Source organism: Methanobacterium bryantii (assembly GCF_002287175.1).
Taxonomy (GTDB): Archaea; Methanobacteriota; Methanobacteria; order Methanobacteriales; family Methanobacteriaceae; genus Methanobacterium_D; species Methanobacterium_D bryantii.
Map to the genome: position 1 here is coordinate 309,499 of NZ_LMVM01000001.1, position 18,356 is coordinate 327,854.

The window sequence follows — 18,356 nt, forward strand, 5'->3', positions numbered from 1 at the left end:
TCAAAGTAATATTTTACTAATTCAATTGTTTTTAATTTAATTCTGCACAAATTTTTAGTTGTTACTTACAAAATCAAGTTATTATTAATATAAAATATGATTTTGATTCCTTTTTAGAGTGCTTTAAATTTAAAAATAAGTACTAGGAACATACCGCTTGAAATTTCAAATCAAAAGTTTTATATGTTCAAAGCAACAACTTTTTAATTGTCAATAACTCCAAATCGGTGTTGATCTGACATCTGGAAAAAACTGGGAGGCAATATAAAATGAAGCGACTTTTGTTGCTTACAGTGTTGCTCCTTTTTGTTGCAGCGCTGTTTAATGTAACTAATATATATGCCGCCACAGAATATTCGCAGATTACAGATAATTACCTAAACACCAGTTTAATTCAAGAAAATATAACAAATAATACTTCAAATAATTTTACTATTCAAAATACAACAGAATCTGTAAATAAAACAGCATCTGTTACTAACACAGTACAAAACCAAAGCTTACTAAAAAATGCATCGAATTCAAGCGATAGCAGAATGAAAACAAATAACAGTAATATAACAAACGTTCAAAATTCTACTGACGCCGCAGGAGCTGAATTATATAAAAATGTTCGCGGGATATGGCTAAAAGCCGAAGATGTGAACAAATTGAATATAAGTGAAATTAAAAAAGCAGGAATTACAGATATATTCATCAAATCGAACCTATTATCTGCTCCTTCGTATAAAAACGTGTTAACAGCTCTCTTAAAGAAGCTTAAAGGCACAAGTTTTAGGGTTCATGCATGGATAACATGTTTTAAGGATGCAAATGGTAATTGGATCGATCCTCAGGGAAAATACAGTTATACAGTAAAAGTTCCTGATAAAAAAATTAAATACAAGGTTTGGTACAAATCTTGGTACAAATACAATGGTAAATGGAAATATAAATGGAAATATTACTATAAGTACAAATACACGTACAAATATCAAACAAAATATGGATACAACACATCTAAAATAGATTCATTGATCTCTTCAATTTCAAAAATAGTTAAAAATTATAATATAGACGGAATCAATCTCGACTATATTAGATATCCAGGTAATGCCTATAAAAGTTCAGGTTCAACCGCAGCAGTAACATCTTTCGTTCAAAAAGTGTATAAAACTGTAAAATCGATTAAACCGAAAGTAGCAGTTTCGGCAGAGTTAATGCCTGAAGGAAAAATGAACGCATATTATTATGGGCAGAACTATACTCAACTTGCAAAATACCTTGATTTCATGGTTCCAATGCTTTATAAAGGCAACTATGGATACAACAGTTCAAAAGGTACTAGTAGTAATGGAAAAAGTGGTACAAACTGGATAGGCTCAACTGTGAAATATATAGTTAGCCAGGCTAACGGAACACCGGTTATAGCTGGCCTTCAGACGTACCGTTCAGATAAAAATGTAAAAGTAATACCAGCAAGCGAATTACAGAGTGACATTAAAGCAGCTGGGGATAATGGAGCATCAGGATACGCATTGTTTAGGTACGGGTTAATAGATAGTAAATTATATACAAGTCAAAACAGTACTGGCACTCAGATTAAGTTCACAATGGACCAAATTCAAGATGCTGCAGCCAGAGTCAAAGCATATATTGAAACCAATCATGTCCTTCCAAATTATGTGACAATTGGTACAACTCAGGTTAAAATGCCTGATATGTTAAGATTAATGACTGCAAGTCTTTTACAATTAAACAGCGGAATAAAGACACCCATAACACTGAAAAGTACTAGTTCACCAGTACAGTCTACTGGAGATACAATAGATGGGATAATAAATAAAGCAGGATATCTAAAGATTGCACAGAATATTAAGTCCTTTATTGAAACAAAGGGTATTGCACCAAATTATGCAACAAGTTCTTTGGGAAAGATACAGTATGAATCTGCCATTTACATGTATTCAAAGATATTGAACTTTTACAAGACAAACAAATATTTACCTGTATATGTAACAATGGCTCCAGGGATATGGAACGATTTACCATCCGAAATGCAGAAATACCTGCAACCAACCAATAATTGTCAATCAAACGACCCTAAAATTAAATCACTTGCATCGTCACTTACAAAAGGTATAACTTCGACCTATGATAAAGGCGAAAAGATCTTTAACTGGGTAAGGGATAACTTGGGCTATTCCTTTTACTACAATACCAGATACGGGGCAGTAGGCACATTAAATGCAAAGACAGGAAATTGTGTCGACACTTCGCATCTTATGATAGCACTGGCAAGAGCAGCGGGAATTCCAGCAAGATACGTACACGGTTATTGTAAGTTTTCAAGTGGTACTGTATATGGGCACGTCTGGGCACAGTTATATATAAATGGTAAATGGTATAGTGCAGATGGAATAAGCATCAGAAATTCACTTGGTGAAATAAATAACTGGGACAAAAATAAATCAACAATAGAAGGTACCTATGCAGAGCTGCCTTTCTAAATCTACTCAAAAACTTTCAGATCATAGATTTGAAAGTTTTTGGGCATTTTTGTTTTAGTAGTGTTTATTTTTGAACATAAAAAAATTTTTAATGCTATAAATCTTAAAATACAAACTTAACATAGGTTAAAATTTGCTTGAATATTAATACTAAATAATACTTTTTTTATTATTAATAAGTTATATTAATGGTTTAAAACCATATTGGGTATATCTTATTAATTTTTCTTAAATTATGTCATATTTCCAATTGTATTTAAGTAAAGTGTTAAATTTCTATAAACTTTGATTTTGATATCTATGCAAATAATTAAGTTTTTAATATAATTAGTTATTACATATAAAAAATCTAAAATATTCTGATAATAAATTGTGGCGATTAAATGGTAATTTGAGGGATATGTTCTCGTCTTATAATGATTCAATTACTTAAGATAATGGTCATAATGGTGTGTTCTAAATAATATAATTAATTTATTCTATTTGGTACATATCTACCATTTACATGGCATTAATATTTCATTAGTTTAATTTTCTTTCTAATTTCACTTAGGGTGTATTTTGAATATGATCCAGCTTGAACTTCAATGCATGATCTTTCATTGATTTTATGAAAACCATTTAGAATGGTTTAAATTAAAATTAGGCTTATAGGAATGCTTTGTTTAAACTTTTTTACCGAAACCTTTATAAGGTATGATGTTAAACTAGTGGCAACCGCGAGAAAAACTCAAATGGATTTTTTCAATGATTGGCAATTGGAGGCGGTATAATTACGAGGAAACTGTTATTTGCAGTCTTATTAGTGGCAAGTATGTCACTGATTGGTATTGCTGGCGTAAGCGCAGCAAATGTTGGGACTGCTACAACACAGACTGGTAATCACCATAATGTGCAAAAAGATATAAATTTACATGATAAATATATAAATACTCTAAAAAAACCGATCAAAACACAAAAAAGGGTCGTTAAAAAGTCTAAAACAGTTGAAAAGACTGTTAACACTACAAACAATATTACACAATTTGTGAACAAAAATAAAACAGCAACTTCATCCAGTAAAAATTCAGTGAAGGCAAAAAATAATACAGTAACAAAATCAGTTCCTAAATATGCGTATGGGGAGAAACCTAAGTATGCATATGGGCATAAAAAGAAAGTAAAACGTGCTCACAAATGGTACAGATACCATGGTAAATGGTACAGATACCACGGTAAAGTTCACAAATATAAAAAATCTCATACCTACAGGCATTCCAGTAAAGCTCATAGATATCACAGATCAAGTGCAAACAGTGCAAGCATAAAATCATTAGCTCATTCACTTTCAAGAGGTACACATTCACAGTACCAGAAAGGAGCTAGAATATTTAAATGGGTAAGGAATAATTTGAGGTATTCCTTTTACTACAATACTAAACTTGGTGCAGCGGGTGCATTGAAATACAGAAAAGGAAACTGTGCGGATACATCACACCTTGTGGTGGCATTAGCAAGATCTGCAGGTTTACAGGCAAAATATGGCCATGGAAAAGTTAGATTTTCTAGTGGTAAAGTCTATGGACATGTATGGGCTGTAATAAAAGCCAATGGTAGATGGTACACTGCAGATGCATCAAGCAACAGAAACACCTTTGGTGGAATGAGGGGAAAAGTAGTAAGATTCCAAGGTTATCACAATAGTCTATCATTTTAAGTACATGGCTATTGAAAACCACCTTAAATACATTGAAACTCAAACATTTGTGTTTGAGCTTTTTTTTTATTTTTATTTAGTTACCTTATTTTTAAATTAATTAACAGATTTTTAATATTTTATAATATGTTTACTAGTTTTATTGTCCTTATATTCATATAAAATTAGCAGAAATTATGCTAAAAGTAATATGAGACAAATAAGAACTTTTATTTTATTATTATATCTAAATATGGCAATTAATGTAAATTATACTTTTAATAGGATTGTAATATCATTGTTTGCTTAGTATTATGATTAGGGCTATGCATTGATTAAATTAGTATTCCTTTTACTGTGTACTAATGGTTTAAGACACCTGAGTTATGATAGTAGTAAATTAGATATACACGTGCTGTGCTGATTAATTAAATTTGTTTTTAAGAAACATTGCACACTTAAAATATCTGTTTACACTATTTAGTTAGATGTACATAATTAAAAAGCTTGATAATCCTTTAAAAATGGTAATAGAACTTTATGAATTTGTTTAAAATGATTTTTAACTTTAAATATATACCAATGAGCTTTTAATTTATAAAAGTATAAACCCACTATGGTCTCTTCTGATCTGCATTTCAAATAAGCTCTTAAAATGTTTTAAACTCTAAAAAGAGCGTTTTAAATGTCTTTTTTTCAATTTAAAATCCAAAGCTTTAAATATTATATTTCCCTATCTCCCTTTGTAAATAAATAACCTCAATGGTTTATTTACAATTTGGAAACAATAGGAGGCGGTATTATCAAGCGACACTCGTTGCTTGTAATGTTAATTATCTGCATCATGGCTATGTCTACCCTTGGTAGTTCATATGCCGCAGCAGATAATCAGCAATCAGCGGAAACTACTGCAGATTCTGCTCTAAATAATAACACAACAGTTAATCAAAACCCAGTTGAAACTGTTAAAAATAACCAAACAGGGATCCAAAATAGGGTTCAAAATACTTCATTAACAGGAACTACAGGAAACAGAACAACACAAGATCTACAGGCTCAAAACACTGCAAATTCTACATTGAATATAAGTTCAAACAGCCAAAATTCAATAAATACATTAACAAATACACAAAACGCATTACAAACTGCAGGGACTAACAATCAAAATTCAGCAAATGCATCTCTAACAAATTCAGCAAACAATACGACTATTCAACCCGCAGCAGGAACCACTTACACCAATGTTCATGGCATCTGGCTTAGGGCCGAAGATGCAGGAAACATTACTGTAAGTGAACTAAAAAAAGCAAATATTACAGATATATTCGTAAAAGCAAATTTAATCTCAGCACCAACTTATTCCAGCGTGTTATCGGGTATTATAACAAAATTCAAGAATTCTGGAATAAGAATTCATGCATGGATCACCTGTTTCCAGGATGCAAATGGTAAATGGATTAATCCAGCAAATACTACTCAGCAAACAACCTTGTTGAATGCAATTAAAAAGATCGTAACCAATTACAGCGTAGATGGTATCTTTCTGGATTACGTAAGGTATTCTGGAGCAGGAAGCAATACCGCAGGTACAAGTGGAACCAAAACAATAACATCATTCGTTCAAAAAGTCTATAACGCCGTTAAATCGATAAAACCTAAAGTTGCTGTTTCAGCAACAGTAATGCCTGAAGGAGCAACAAATGCAAACACTTATGGACAGAACTATACACAACTTTCCAAATATCTTGATTTCATTGTTCCAATGATCTATAAAGGAAATTACGGTCAAAACACTACCTGGATTGGAACGACAACAAAATACATAGTTAATAATGCAGGTGGAAAGCCAGTAATTGTGGGACTTCAGTCTTATATTTCAGACTACGATACAACACCATTAAGCGCTGGTGAATTGAATGCAGACATTAAATCAGCATTAAGTAATGGGGCATCTGGATATGCACTTTACAGATATGGATTAATCAGTAAAGATTTCATAGCTCCACCGAGCTTCAATACAAGTGACATTCAAAGTGCTGCAGCGAAAGTAAAGGCATACATTGAAACTAATCACAAACTGCCGAATTATGTAACAATTGGTACCACCCAGGTTACAATGTCTGCATTTTTGAAACTAATGGTTAAAGGGTTACTCCAGATAAACAGCAAAATAACAACACCAATAACACTTAAGACAGTAAATAATCCTCAAAATTCAACAGGATCATTTACTAAAGGAAATATAAACAAAACAAGCTACATTGATATTGCACAGAGAATCAATTCTTTCATAGATTCAAACGGTCTTGCACCAAACTATGCAACAACTGGCCTCGGAAAAGTCCAGTATGAACAGCTAGTGTACATGTTCTCTAAAATATTGAACTACTACAACACAAACAAGGCTTTACCAAACTATGTTTCAATGGATCCTGGTGTTAAAGTTTCACCACCATCAGATAGTGATATCCAAACCACACAGGTATTTACATTAAGCCAGATCAAAAGTGCGGCAACAAGCGTCAAATCTTATATAGAATCTAATCATGATCTGCCGAATTATGTAACAATTGGTTTAGTACAGGTTAAAATGACAGATTTCTTACGTTTGTTAATTATAGGTACAATCGAGGTAAATGATGGATCAAATGCACAGATATCACTTAAAACAGTAAATGCAGCAGCAAAACCAAGTGAAAGCATTAAAGGTGGAAACATAACTAAAGCCAATTATGTGGATCTTGCAAATAGGGTCAAAGCATTCATAGATGCAAATGGAGCTTTACCAAACCATGCAACAACTACTCTTGGTGAAATTGGATATCCATCCTTGATTTACATGTATTCAAAGATACTTGCATATGACAGTACAAACAAGGCTTTACCAAATTATGTTTCAGTAAGTCCTTGGAGTGCAGTTTCAACAGTGCCTATACCATCAGAGTTACAGCAGTATCTCAAGGAAACAAAGAACTGTCAGGTAACCAATTCACAGATTCAAGCACTGGCAAAATCAATAACAAGCGGTAAATCTTCTACCTACGATAAGGCGGTAGCAATTTTCAACTGGGTAAGGGATAATATAGGTTATTCCTTCTATTATAACACTAAATATGGGGCGGTAGGTACATTGAATGCCAAAACCGGAAATTGTGTGGATACCGCACACTTGTTAATAGCTCTTGAAAGAGCTGCAGGAATTCCTGCACGATATGAGCATGTTAAAGCTCAATTTACAAGTGGTACCTGGTACGGACACGTCATCGCTCAAGTATGGGTGAACGGTAAATGGTACAATGCAGATGGAACCAGTTCCAAGAACACTTTCGGTGTTATCAATAATTGGAATACTGCAACAGCAACATATTATGGTACATATGCGGAATTGCCTTTCTAGGCAAAGCATATGTTTTTTTTTGATCATGTCCTGATCCTGTGCATGAGTTATACTATTATGTTAAATTGTAATTTTAATTGATTATATGGGATTTATCTTAAAAAATACGATTTACTTAACCAGACACACGAGTGAAGCGATATTATTTACACAACATTCTGCGCATGAGCAATTTTTAAAATAATTCTAATTACTACTGTTTAATGAATTTAAAATTAAAATAATCAGTTAATCAATATTAATCGATTTACGGCCCATTTTTAAAAATTTTTTCGTCAAATTCCATTTCTTTGATCTTTTTAATTATTTTACAGGAACTGTCGAGTGGAGATTTTTTATAGCTTGTAACTTTTACGACGTCTACATTGATATTCCTTTCTTTGAGCTGTTCTTTAAGTTTTCGAAGATCAAAATCCTGATCAGGACCTATAACAATTATATCTGGCTTTATTTCTTCAACAATTTTAAACATGTCGCTAGTATGACCTAAATAAGCTTCATCAACAGGTTTTAACATTTTAACAACTTCTAACCTTTGATTTTCACCCACAACAGGTACTCTTTTCCTTGCCCTTACAGTAGAATCCCTTGCAATAACTACTACAAGCTTTGCATCATCCCCTCCTAGTTTTTTTGCCTCTTCAAGATAATATCCGTGTCCTGGATGAATTATATCAAATGTCCCTGTTGCCATCACTGTTTTCATTTCTTCACCTTGTTTTTCTTTAAATAAATTATGATATGAATTAACATTAAATAAATTATGCTTCCTATATTGGTTCCTAATTCTTTATATAATGTAAATATATTTGTGTAATAAAGATATATCTTTTAATATGAAACTATTGAAAGGAATAGGTACAAGTTCCTATGTTGGAGTTGGGAAAGTACGAAAAATTGAAACTGACCGTGATATTTTACAGATCAAAGAAGGTGAAATTGTAGTGGTTTCAAAAGCTTCAAGAGACATGCTCCAACATCTCCAAAAGGCTGGTGGAGTTATAACAGATTATGGGGGAATTACCAGCCACGTTGCGATTGTACTTAGGGAAATGAGAGTTCCATGTATAGTTGGAACTGGAAATGCAACGGAAATTCTTGAAAATGGGATGATAGTAACTGTTGATGGTAAAACTGGAAATGTTTATGGGGGTTTTATGGAAATTGAAGGTGAAGAAGAACTTTTTGATATTTATAATCCTGCAACAAAAATTAAAGTTAATTTAAATGTCCCTGAGATTGCAGAAAGTGCTGCACTTTATTCAGATGGTGTCGGTTCTATAAGGATTGAAAATATGATGGTGCGGACACTAAAACACCCATATAAACTTTTGGAGGATGGGGAATTAATAGATGTTATTGTCAGTGGAGTGAGAAAAATTGCAGATGCATTCTATCCAAAACCGGTATGGTTTAGAACATTTGACATACCAACTGATGAATTGAAACGTTTAAGAGGGGGAGATGTAGAACCTTATGAAAAAAACCCTCTTTTAGGACTTAGGGGCATACAAAAAGATTTAAATAGGATGGATGTGTTAATGGCCGAATTTCAGGCAATTAAATATCTTTTAGATGATGGTTATGATAATATTGGGCTTAAAATTCCATTTGTGAGAGATATTAGTGAGTATATTTTGTCAAAGAAAATTTTAAAAGACGTTAAATTAATGCCGCATAAAGATATTGATGTGGGTGTCTCTGTTGAAACACCATCAGTGGTTTTTACATTTGATGAATTTTTAAAGGAAGGAATTGATTTTATGTCTTTGGGTATGAGTGATCTGGCTATGTGCTCACTGGCTGTTGATAGAAGAAGTGTTAAAGTTGCCAAACTCTTCAATATCATGCATCCTGCTGTTTTGAAAATGGTAAAAATGGTAATTGCAAAATGTAATAGATATGGTATAGAAAGCAGTGTGTCTGGACATGCGGGGGGAGACCCTGAAATTGTTGAAAAACTCATTAAGTTTGGAATAAGCAGCATTTCTACAAATCCAGATCAGGTGCTTAAAATACGAAAAACTGTTTATAATGTTGAAAATGAGATTATAAAGCGTGGATTTACTTCATAGAAATTAATTTATTTAAATTCAGTATTTGGTTAATGTTATACTGCATCTTACATAAACGCTCTGTTAACTTAATTGATAATTTTTGAATATATTGTACTTAGATTGATCAGTATTTTAAGTTAATACATGATATAATCTGTGTTATATTTTTGTACACATTCTATATTGGTCAAATAAAAAACAGTTAATTATTTTGGCAATTCAAAGAATTTAAAAAATCAGAGATTTGATGGCCTTCAAAAAATTTCATTTTTAACGCCACGAAAATTCAATTTCATGGAATTTTTAAGTCCTTTGAAATCTACGATTTCGAGGCCCCGAGACGACAGTCTCGAGGACTGTAAAAACTAAAGTTTTAACGCCACGATATTCTATTTTTTATAGAATATCAATGGCCTTTTAAATTCATGATTTTGAGGTCAATAGAGCTTCTTCAAAGTCAATTTTACCTTTATACAATGCAGAACCTATTACCGCACCATATACGTCTGTAAGGCTCAGTTTTTTAATATCATCTATTGAAGTAACTCCGCCTGAGTAAATAATGGGTATATTCACCTCATCTAACAATTCGATTAATGGCGCAGTGTCAAATCCATTAAGAAGACCTTCATAGTCCACATTAGTGAATAGAATACCTCCAGCTCCCTTTTTTTCAAATATTTTTCCAAATTCAGGTGCGCTTTTTTCGGTTTTTTCGGTCCAGCCTTTTACCACAACTTTGGAATCTTTACTGTCTAGAGCAATTATTATTCTTTCACTACCAAATTCACCAGAAAGTTCTGCAACGTTTTCGGGATTTTCTATTGCCATAGTACCTAAAATGACTTTATCCACACCCATTTTAAGTAATTCCGCAGCATCTTCTTTTGTCCTTATACCTCCTCCGAGCTGAACTGGAATTGAGACTGCATTTATGATCTCTTTTATTACATCGACATTCTTTTCTTTATCTCCGAAGGCGCCATCTAAATTAATAATGTGCAAAATACTGGCGCCTTTTTTTTCCCATTCCTTCGCAACTTCGGCAGGGTTTTCAATGATTACCTGTTCAGTTCCAGGCTTCCCTTGAACTAATTGAACACATTTTCCATCTTTAATATCCACAGCAGGAATTATTAACATATTACTCCTCTTTACATGTTTAAATAAAAATATGATATATTGTAGTTTATAATTTTTTTTTTGAAGTTTTTAGAAGATAATAATAATGATCTAATATATACTTTTAAAATAGCCTTGATATCTAAATAAACAAGATATAAATTATGATTGAATTTATTATTGAAAATTTGCCTCTTAAGAGGCCAAGGGAGTTAATTTTACCCTTGTTTACAAAAATTACAATTTATTTTGAACTATTTCTGACTGCAATTCTACTTGTTACCATAGTTTTTGCAGATAAAAGCTTTTTATCTTTTTTATCGCTTTTTTCAATTTCAGACTCTATTTTTTGAAGTAGAGTCTCTAAATCATCAGCTTTGCAATGATTAACTTCTTCTATGATGTCTTTATATCTATTTTCATCTTTTTTATTTTTATGAGTACTTTGGTTTTTAAATAGTCCCATTTCGTTCATACCTCTATATTTTTTACAATGACTCTGTTTGTTTCATTAAGTATTTAGATTTTTTTGTACGGGGACATAAGATGTAGTGGTAAAAATAAATTGGTATTTATCCATGTAAATATTGACATTAAAGTAATATCAGTTATTTAATTTAATTTTTTTATTATGCAGATTTATATTATTTATAGTGAATAAACAAATATTTTTGATAACTCTTTATAAGAAATTTGTTTATGTACTTTAAACCTCAAAAAATCAGAGATTTTTGGGTTTTGAAATTTTTTTTTTAAATTTTCGAATGTTCAGAAAATCTCGATTAACTATCCAAAATTTATAAGTTTAGAAAGTTAATTTATTCACTATAAATTTGTAGTAAATTTTATAAATTTATTATCACAAATAATAAGCAGAGATATTACATTTTAATAATTGATGATTATGTGGGGGTATGGAATTAACTTAAATGGGATTAATATGAAATCTGTGGAAATAACTGGAAATATGGATTCTAAAAGGAAATTATTAATGGGTTTGTTCTGGACTAACCGTAAGGGTGTAAGAAGTGAAGGCTGTGCTCCATTTTTAATTGAAAAGATCGAAACGGAAAATAATACATATATTCCTGATGAGGGTAAATTTCTTAAATTATCTGATGATATTTTAAATGATATTTTAGAAAATATAGACGATAAAAAAGAAGTTAAATTTGATATTAAGCTTGGGAAAGAAGATATTAAAGCTTCATTTAAAGATAATGTGTTTTCTGTAGATACAACTAAGACTAAAGACCTTGAAGCTGAAATAATCGAAAAAATAGGGCAAGAAGAAAAAAGAAAGTATCCAAATATCTGTTTTTCATTCCCACCACGTGTTGGAATTCGTAAATATCCTTAATTAATTTTTTTTTACTTATTTTAATAGTATTAAATTTTTAATGCTCTTAAATTGCTTTTTAAATTAAGTAATTCTCTATTTTATAGAATAGGTATATGGGATATCATAAGGTTTGTATTAATTATAATTAAATACAATTTTTAAATAAAGACAAAATCATGATCTATTCTTTTCAAAATTCTGTCTAATTACAAGATCAATTTATATTGAATATGATATAACTGAGAATAATTTTTTGTTGTATCTTGATGCATATATTAAATTAAATAGAACGTTATCTAGGTGAAACAATGAGGAAAGTAGCTTTAAAAGTAGCGTATATAGGAACTGAATTTCATGGATTTCAAAGACAGCCCGATTTTAAAACAGTAGAGGGCGAACTTATAGATGCTTTAAAGAATGCTAATTTAATAGATAATCTAAAAGATTCAGGATATGCAATAGCTGGTAGAACTGATAGGGGAGTCCACGCCCTGGGTAATGTAGTTTCATTTAGAACTGAGGAAGATGTCATAATAAACCAGATCAATGATTTTTTACCTAAAGACATACGAATTTTAGCCAAAGCAGGAGTACGTTTTGGATTTAAGCCAAGGTTTGCAAAATACAGGCATTACAGGTATACTATTGTAAATAATGATGATCTTAACTTAGATAAAATTAGAGAGGCATCTAAAATTTTCCAAGGCAGCCATGATTTTTCTAATTTCTCAAAAAGAAGTGAAAGAAATCCTGTAAGGAAAGTAGATAATGTGGAAATAAATGTAAATGATAACCTTTTAATAATTGATGTAATTGGGGAAAGTTTTCTATGGAATATGGTTCGAAAAATAGCAACTACCCTTTTTTTGGTTGGAACTAGCGAATTGAGCATAGAAAAGCTTCAAACATTTTTTGATCCATCAACTACTGCTGCTATTACACCCATGCCTCCAGAAGGGCTTATTCTTATGGATACAATTTATGAAGGAGTGGCCTTCAAATATGATGAATATGCAAAAAGCAAGTTCTTATCTGCACTTATGGATGAATATACATATAATCAGACTATTGCTGCTGCAGAAAAGATCATGATGGATGAATTAATTGGCCATTAATCAGTTAAGTTATTACTCTTAATTATAATTTATCCAGAAATTATTGCTTATTAAAAACTGTTATAAATCATTTTAATTTTAATATTATGCTTATTTTAAGCTTAAAAGTAAATAATAGTATTTAACATATTTTTTTTATCTAAATGTGCATTATTATGCTCTTAATATTGTTAATTCAATAAAATATGTGGATTTATAATGATCAAACTTGCTTAACAAAAAACGAGATTATAAAAGCTATTATTGTACAATAAACTATATTTTCCTTTTATTTTGAAATACGATAATTATTTAAGTGTTTAATTAGAATAATAATAATGGGTGATATTATAAGAACAATAATGATGGCTGGCGGAAAAGGGACAAGATTACGACCCCTAACATTAGTAAGGCCTAAACCAATGATACCGTTGGTAAATAAGCCTATTATAGAATATACTGTTAATAAGTTGAAAAAATCTGGATTTAATGATATTATAATGACTTTGAATTATATGTCAACAAATATTAAAAAATATTTTAAAGACGGTTCTGAGTTTGGTATGGATATAAGATATTCGGTTGAAAAATGGCCTCTTGGAACTGGAGGAAGTGTTAAAAAGGCAGAAAAGTATATAGATGATACTTTCATGGTTGTAAGTGGGGATGTGCTCACTGATGTTGATTTTAAAGATGTTGTAAGGTACCATAAAGAAAAAGGGGCAGTTGCAACAATGGTACTAACTGAAGTTGAAGATCCCACCCATTTTGGAATAGCAGTAATGGATAAGGACCATAAAATAACTGAATACCTTGAAAAACCATCTCCAGAAGAGGCATTCAGTAACGTTGCAAATACTGGAATTTACATTTTTGAGCCTGAAATATTCGACTTTTTCGATGATAAAGAAAAAGAAGTTGATTTCTCAAAGGATATTTTCCCTGAAGTAATAAAACAGGATGCAGGAATATATGGGTACGTATTTGATGGTTACTGGAACGATATTGGCAGGCCTGAAACATATCTTGAAGCTACCTATGATATTTTAGACCAAAAAACACATCAGAACTTCTATAAAACAAAAATGGAAGAGAGTATTGGAAAAATAGGAAATATTTGGGTTGGAGAAAATGTTTTTATAGATGAAAAAGCCAGGATAGAGGGCCCTGTAGTAATTGGAAACAACTGTACAATTGAGGAAGGATGTAAAATATCCAGGGGAAGCGTAATAGGAGATAATGTCTCAATTGGAAAGGATGTAAACATCGACGGGGCAGTTCTTTTCCCAAACAGTATAATTGAAGATAATTCTTTCTTAAATGGATGTATAATAGATACAAAATGTTTGATTGATAAAAACACCGTTGTAGAAAATGGAGTTGTAACTGGAAGTCTTGTTGAAATTGGAAGAAACAGTATCGTGCGCTCTTCACGTTCTATAACTAATAATATGAAAATTGTACCAAATTCCATAATTGATTCAGATTATGTGCTGGAGGCCAAATAATCTACTATATAATTTGCATAAAACAAAAAAACTCTTTTAAAATTAGAGGGTTCTTTATTTAAGGAAATAACTCCCTCATTCAAATTATCTAAATGAATTATATGGATAAAATTTCTTTGGAGATTAAAATGTCATTATATATAAACGAAATTAGGGGAGTTGTAAATTCTGAGATAACCAACGAGTTTGCATCAAATTTGGGTAATATAATTGGAAATTTTGTTAGATCTGGAAAAAAAGTGATAGTGGGACGTGATATAAACGATCCATCTCAAATGATCAAGCGGTCCATAACTGCAGGTATACTGGCAGCAGGGATCGATGTAATTGATTTTGGTGTTGCACCTATACCTACTGTTCACTATGGTGCAGATCTATATAATACAGACGTTTTTGTTACTGTAACTGCTTCCCATATGAACCCTGAAGAAATAGATATTAAAGTCTTCAGCAATCATGAAATACCATTAACTCAAAGGCATGCTGAGAAGGTATCATGGGATAAGGTGGGCCAGCTTTCATATGTGCATGATTATGTTGATAAATATTTAAATGCAGTGTTAAAAAATACAGAAAAGAAGGTTATAAGCAGCAGGGCACCTAAAGTGGTTATAGACTGTGCAAATGGTTCAGCGGTACAGTTTTTACCCGAGATTTTAAGCAGATTAGGCTGTGATGTCATACTATTCGGATGCCAGCCCACCAATGTAAGTACTAAAAAATTTGCAGAACCAACTCCTGAAAGCGTCTCTCTGGTTTCAAACCTTGTAAATGCCGTAGGCGCAGATATGGGAATTGCAATGGATAACGACGGAGATAGAGTAATTTTCATTGATGAAAAAGGAAATGTAATAAGGGACCAAACTGTACTTGCAATACTTGCAAGGGAAGCTTTAATTGAAAATCCAGAAGGAACAATCGTATCATCAGTTACAGCCTCAATGTCTCTGGATGAAATAGTATCAGATCACGGCAGTAAACTCATAAAAGCACCAATTGATTGTGTTTTAGATGAAATAATAAAAAATAAGGCAGTATTCGGTGGAGATGATTCTGGAATGTATGTATTTCCGCAGTTCCAGGAATGCTTTGATGCAATTTTTGCTGCTGTCAAAATGTTAGAAATAGTTTGCAAGCATAATAAAACATTTTCTACTCTGGTTAATGAAATACCAGAGTATCCCAGAACTGTTTTTTCTGTAGACTGCGAACATGATGAAAAACAGAAGGTTTTAGAGAATTTAGAAGAAAATTTAAAAGGCACTGGTGAGATTGATACCACTGAAGGAATTAAAATGCAGGAAGAAGATTCTTTTGTTCTTGTACGTCCTTCCCGGTTTGAACCGCTGCTTCGAGTTTATGTTGAGGCTAAATCTTCAGGTAAACTGCAGAAGTTGAGCCATGACATAAATAAAATGATGTAATGGTTGATTTAATATTTTTTAGTTTAAATCAGGTGACTTTAATGGAAAAAGTATGTAGTGTTTCGGATGTTCCAGAAGGGACTATGAGGGGTTTTACTGTTAAGTTAAGGTATCTTCTTCTGGTGAATTTAGGTGGAAAATTTTATGCTATGGATGCTGTGTGTCCTCATATGGGAGGATATCTTCCTATTGGCAAGTTTGAAAACGGCATTGTAACCTGTCCAGTGCACGGCTCCCAGTACGATGTTAAAACTGGAAAACTCGTTAAAGACGTTCCTGGCTTTTTGAAGATTCTTACCGGCGGCGGGTCACGTGATTTGAACAGTTATAACGTTGAAGTAGAGGACGGGTCTGTTTTTGTTAAGTTTTAAATTGTAGAATGAATTATAAAACGTATACCAAGTCTAATGATGGATTTAAATTTGTTTGACGTTTAAAAATAATAGATTTTGAGGGATTTTTCGGAGCCCTCGAAACTCCTTGAATTATTCACATTATGCCATAAAACATGGCAAGCCCCAGATATTGAAAAAGCGTTACAAATGCTATATGTGGGAAAATGAAAAGAGAGGAAGTTAAAAATTTAATGTACGAACGGTTTATTGAACCTACAAAACTAAAAAAAGATGTTTTTGTGGGAGTAGAACTTGAATTACCCATTATCAACTTAAATAAAATGGCAGTGGATTTAAAACTGGTCCATGAATTAACTGTAAAATTTAAAAACTACTTCGACTTCAAAGTAAAAGCCAGAGATGAAAATGATGTAATCTGTGCCCTTGAAGATCATGTGACTGGTGACATTTATACTTTTGATTGTTCGTATAACAACCTTGAAATCTCATTTGGAAAAGAAGAAAATTTATACCCTGTTAAAGAACGGTTTGAAGAATATTACAAATTTATTCAGGACGTATTGAATAAAGAAAACCATACTTTAACTGGATTAGGTATTAATCCTTATAGAAAATACAACAAACGTCTTCCTGTGCCTAATGGAAGATACAGAATGCTGTATCATCATCTATGTTTATATAAAAAGTATGGGGATGAAATAAGCTTTCATGATATGCCCGAATTTGGTATGTTTACGAGCGCATCACAGACCCATGTAGACGTTAATTTTGATAATTTAATACCTGCCCTAAACGCATTTTCCAAGCTTGAGCCAGTAAAAGCTATTCTTTTTTCTAACTCCGTGTTAAACGGAGAAAACATGGAACTGGCCTGTAGCCGCGATATGCTGTGGGAAGACAGTATGCACGGGTATAATAAGAAAAACATTGGAATGTTCGATACCCTACCGCAAAGTACTGGAGAACTTCTTGAATATTTGCTCAGTACAAGCATATACTGTACTGAACAGGAAGGGAAGTACATTAACTTCAAGCCTACCGTAGTAACTGAATTTTTCAAAAAAGAGAAAGTAAATGGAGAATACTTTGAAGATGGAAAATATCATGAAATAACCTTTAAACCAAAAAAAGAAGACTTTAGTTACTTTAGGCCTTTTAAATTTGTAGATTTAACTTTTAGGGGCACAATAGAATTTAGATCGGTTTGCTGCCAGCCGGTTAATGAAACAATGACTGCTCATGCATTTCACATGGGACTTATAAATCAGGTAGACGAAATAAATCAAATTTTAGATGAGGATACAGTCCTATTTAATAAGCCCTATTCTCTAACTGAGCTGCGGAAAATCTTTGCAAAATCTTATTTTCCAGAATTTGTAGAAAAAAGTGAACTTAAAAAGCTTTTAATTAAAATTCTGGATTTGGCATCAGAAAGTCTAAAAGAAAGGGGAAACAAAGAGGAAAAACTATTAAATCCATTGTATAAGCGGGCAAAATCCTTAGAAAACCCTGCTCAAAGACTGATAAAACACCTGAATTCTGGAGGGAAAATAGAAGATTTAATCTATGAATATGGAAGGCTCTAGTTCATATAATTTAATTTTATTAACTTGTTTTCAATAACATATCGCCTGTATTCTGCCGGATATTATATGATAATTTAGTTGATAGGGGGCTTAATTAACTTTTTTTTCATTTAAACCATAATGTATATAGGCCGATATTTGATTTGTGGTACTTTGATTCATGTTGGAACTTTATTAAAGCAGTTTAACTTGTTTTTATTTAAATAGCATATGTATTTTTGGTTGATATTTATGAGGTATCCTGGTTGATATTGATAGCTTAATTAAAATGATTTAGCTTGCTTTTTTTTACTTAAATGACATATT

At 31.9% G+C, this 18,356-nt stretch carries 13 protein-coding genes; 10 read left to right on the top strand and 3 right to left on the bottom strand.

Annotated features, from left to right (window positions below):
* Nucleotides 1-269: 269 nt before the first annotated feature.
* From ASJ80_RS01500 to ASJ80_RS01510, 3 genes are all read left to right on the top strand, one after another.
* Nucleotides 270-2,489, top strand: coding sequence for a transglutaminase domain-containing protein (locus ASJ80_RS01500; protein WP_069583525.1), 2,220 nt, complete (start codon nucleotides 270-272; stop codon nucleotides 2,487-2,489).
* 751 nt (nucleotides 2,490-3,240) lie between these two features.
* The gene (locus tag ASJ80_RS01505) at nucleotides 3,241-4,185 is read left to right on the top strand and encodes a transglutaminase-like domain-containing protein (RefSeq protein ID WP_141705176.1); all 945 of its coding nucleotides are present in this window, start codon (nucleotides 3,241-3,243) and stop codon (nucleotides 4,183-4,185) included.
* A 757-nt stretch (nucleotides 4,186-4,942) separates the two neighbouring features.
* Nucleotides 4,943-7,561 carry a pseudomurein-binding repeat-containing protein gene (locus tag ASJ80_RS01510; protein WP_141705177.1) on the top strand — a complete coding sequence of 873 codons (2,619 nt, stop codon included), beginning with the start codon at nucleotides 4,943-4,945 and terminating at the stop codon, nucleotides 7,559-7,561.
* A 247-nt stretch (nucleotides 7,562-7,808) separates the two neighbouring features.
* Here the strand turns inward: ASJ80_RS01510 and ASJ80_RS01515 are convergent, their stop codons facing one another.
* Nucleotides 7,809-8,267: an adenylyltransferase/cytidyltransferase family protein gene (locus ASJ80_RS01515; RefSeq protein WP_176720232.1), complete on the bottom strand. Its 459-nt coding sequence runs from the start codon at nucleotides 8,265-8,267 to the stop codon at nucleotides 7,809-7,811.
* 130 nt (nucleotides 8,268-8,397) lie between these two features.
* On the opposite strand from ASJ80_RS01515, the gene ASJ80_RS01520 reads away from it, so the two are divergent.
* Nucleotides 8,398-9,636: a putative PEP-binding protein gene (locus ASJ80_RS01520; protein WP_069583528.1), complete on the top strand. Its 1,239-nt coding sequence runs from the start codon at nucleotides 8,398-8,400 to the stop codon at nucleotides 9,634-9,636.
* Between the two features lie 405 nt (nucleotides 9,637-10,041).
* On the opposite strand, the gene hisA is transcribed toward ASJ80_RS01520, so the two are convergent.
* Nucleotides 10,042-10,761 carry a 1-(5-phosphoribosyl)-5-[(5-phosphoribosylamino)methylideneamino]imidazole-4-carboxamide isomerase gene (hisA, locus tag ASJ80_RS01525; RefSeq protein ID WP_069583529.1) on the bottom strand — a complete coding sequence of 240 codons (720 nt, stop codon included), beginning with the start codon at nucleotides 10,759-10,761 and terminating at the stop codon, nucleotides 10,042-10,044.
* 223 nt (nucleotides 10,762-10,984) lie between these two features.
* Nucleotides 10,985-11,215: a hypothetical protein gene (locus ASJ80_RS01530; RefSeq protein ID WP_141705178.1), complete on the bottom strand. Its 231-nt coding sequence runs from the start codon at nucleotides 11,213-11,215 to the stop codon at nucleotides 10,985-10,987.
* A gap of 465 nt (nucleotides 11,216-11,680) precedes the next feature.
* Here ASJ80_RS01530 and ASJ80_RS01535 point away from each other — a divergent pair, with 465 nt between their 5' ends.
* From ASJ80_RS01535 to ASJ80_RS01560, 6 genes are all read left to right on the top strand, one after another.
* Nucleotides 11,681-12,100 carry a hypothetical protein gene (locus ASJ80_RS01535; RefSeq protein ID WP_069583633.1) on the top strand — a complete coding sequence of 140 codons (420 nt, stop codon included), beginning with the start codon at nucleotides 11,681-11,683 and terminating at the stop codon, nucleotides 12,098-12,100.
* A 290-nt stretch (nucleotides 12,101-12,390) separates the two neighbouring features.
* Nucleotides 12,391-13,197, top strand: coding sequence for a tRNA pseudouridine(38-40) synthase TruA (truA, locus tag ASJ80_RS01540; protein WP_069583531.1), 807 nt, complete (start codon nucleotides 12,391-12,393; stop codon nucleotides 13,195-13,197).
* Nucleotides 13,198-13,514: 317 nt separating this feature from the next.
* Nucleotides 13,515-14,684 carry a nucleotidyltransferase family protein gene (locus ASJ80_RS01545; RefSeq protein WP_083240930.1) on the top strand — a complete coding sequence of 390 codons (1,170 nt, stop codon included), beginning with the start codon at nucleotides 13,515-13,517 and terminating at the stop codon, nucleotides 14,682-14,684.
* 128 nt (nucleotides 14,685-14,812) lie between these two features.
* Nucleotides 14,813-16,108 carry a phosphomannomutase gene (locus ASJ80_RS01550; RefSeq protein ID WP_176720233.1) on the top strand — a complete coding sequence of 432 codons (1,296 nt, stop codon included), beginning with the start codon at nucleotides 14,813-14,815 and terminating at the stop codon, nucleotides 16,106-16,108.
* Nucleotides 16,109-16,149: 41 nt separating this feature from the next.
* Nucleotides 16,150-16,479 (top strand): Rieske (2Fe-2S) protein, encoded by a 330-nt coding sequence (locus ASJ80_RS01555; protein ID WP_069583534.1) that lies wholly within the window; start codon nucleotides 16,150-16,152, stop codon nucleotides 16,477-16,479.
* A gap of 188 nt (nucleotides 16,480-16,667) precedes the next feature.
* Entirely contained in the window at nucleotides 16,668-18,050 is a 1,383-nt protein-coding gene (locus ASJ80_RS01560) for a hypothetical protein (protein WP_069583535.1), read from the top strand.
* Nucleotides 18,051-18,356: the final 306 nt, after the last annotated feature.

What these genes read in the sequence shown, in the direction of transcription:
- ASJ80_RS01500 (WP_069583525.1), top strand. Translation starts at nt 270, where the DNA reads ATGAAGCGACTTTTGTTGCTTACAGTGTTGCTCCTTTTTGTTGCAGCG.
- ASJ80_RS01515 (WP_176720232.1), bottom strand. Translation starts at nt 8,267, where the DNA reads ATGAAAACAGTGATGGCAACAGGGACATTTGATATAATTCATCCAGGA.
- ASJ80_RS01520 (WP_069583528.1), top strand. Translation starts at nt 8,398, where the DNA reads ATGAAACTATTGAAAGGAATAGGTACAAGTTCCTATGTTGGAGTTGGG.
- hisA (WP_069583529.1), bottom strand. Translation starts at nt 10,761, where the DNA reads ATGTTAATAATTCCTGCTGTGGATATTAAAGATGGAAAATGTGTTCAA.
- ASJ80_RS01530 (WP_141705178.1), bottom strand. Translation starts at nt 11,215, where the DNA reads ATGAACGAAATGGGACTATTTAAAAACCAAAGTACTCATAAAAATAAA.
- ASJ80_RS01535 (WP_069583633.1), top strand. Translation starts at nt 11,681, where the DNA reads ATGAAATCTGTGGAAATAACTGGAAATATGGATTCTAAAAGGAAATTA.
- truA (WP_069583531.1), top strand. Translation starts at nt 12,391, where the DNA reads ATGAGGAAAGTAGCTTTAAAAGTAGCGTATATAGGAACTGAATTTCAT.
- ASJ80_RS01545 (WP_083240930.1), top strand. Translation starts at nt 13,515, where the DNA reads ATGGGTGATATTATAAGAACAATAATGATGGCTGGCGGAAAAGGGACA.
- ASJ80_RS01550 (WP_176720233.1), top strand. Translation starts at nt 14,813, where the DNA reads ATGTCATTATATATAAACGAAATTAGGGGAGTTGTAAATTCTGAGATA.
- ASJ80_RS01555 (WP_069583534.1), top strand. Translation starts at nt 16,150, where the DNA reads ATGGAAAAAGTATGTAGTGTTTCGGATGTTCCAGAAGGGACTATGAGG.
- ASJ80_RS01560 (WP_069583535.1), top strand. Translation starts at nt 16,668, where the DNA reads ATGAAAAGAGAGGAAGTTAAAAATTTAATGTACGAACGGTTTATTGAA.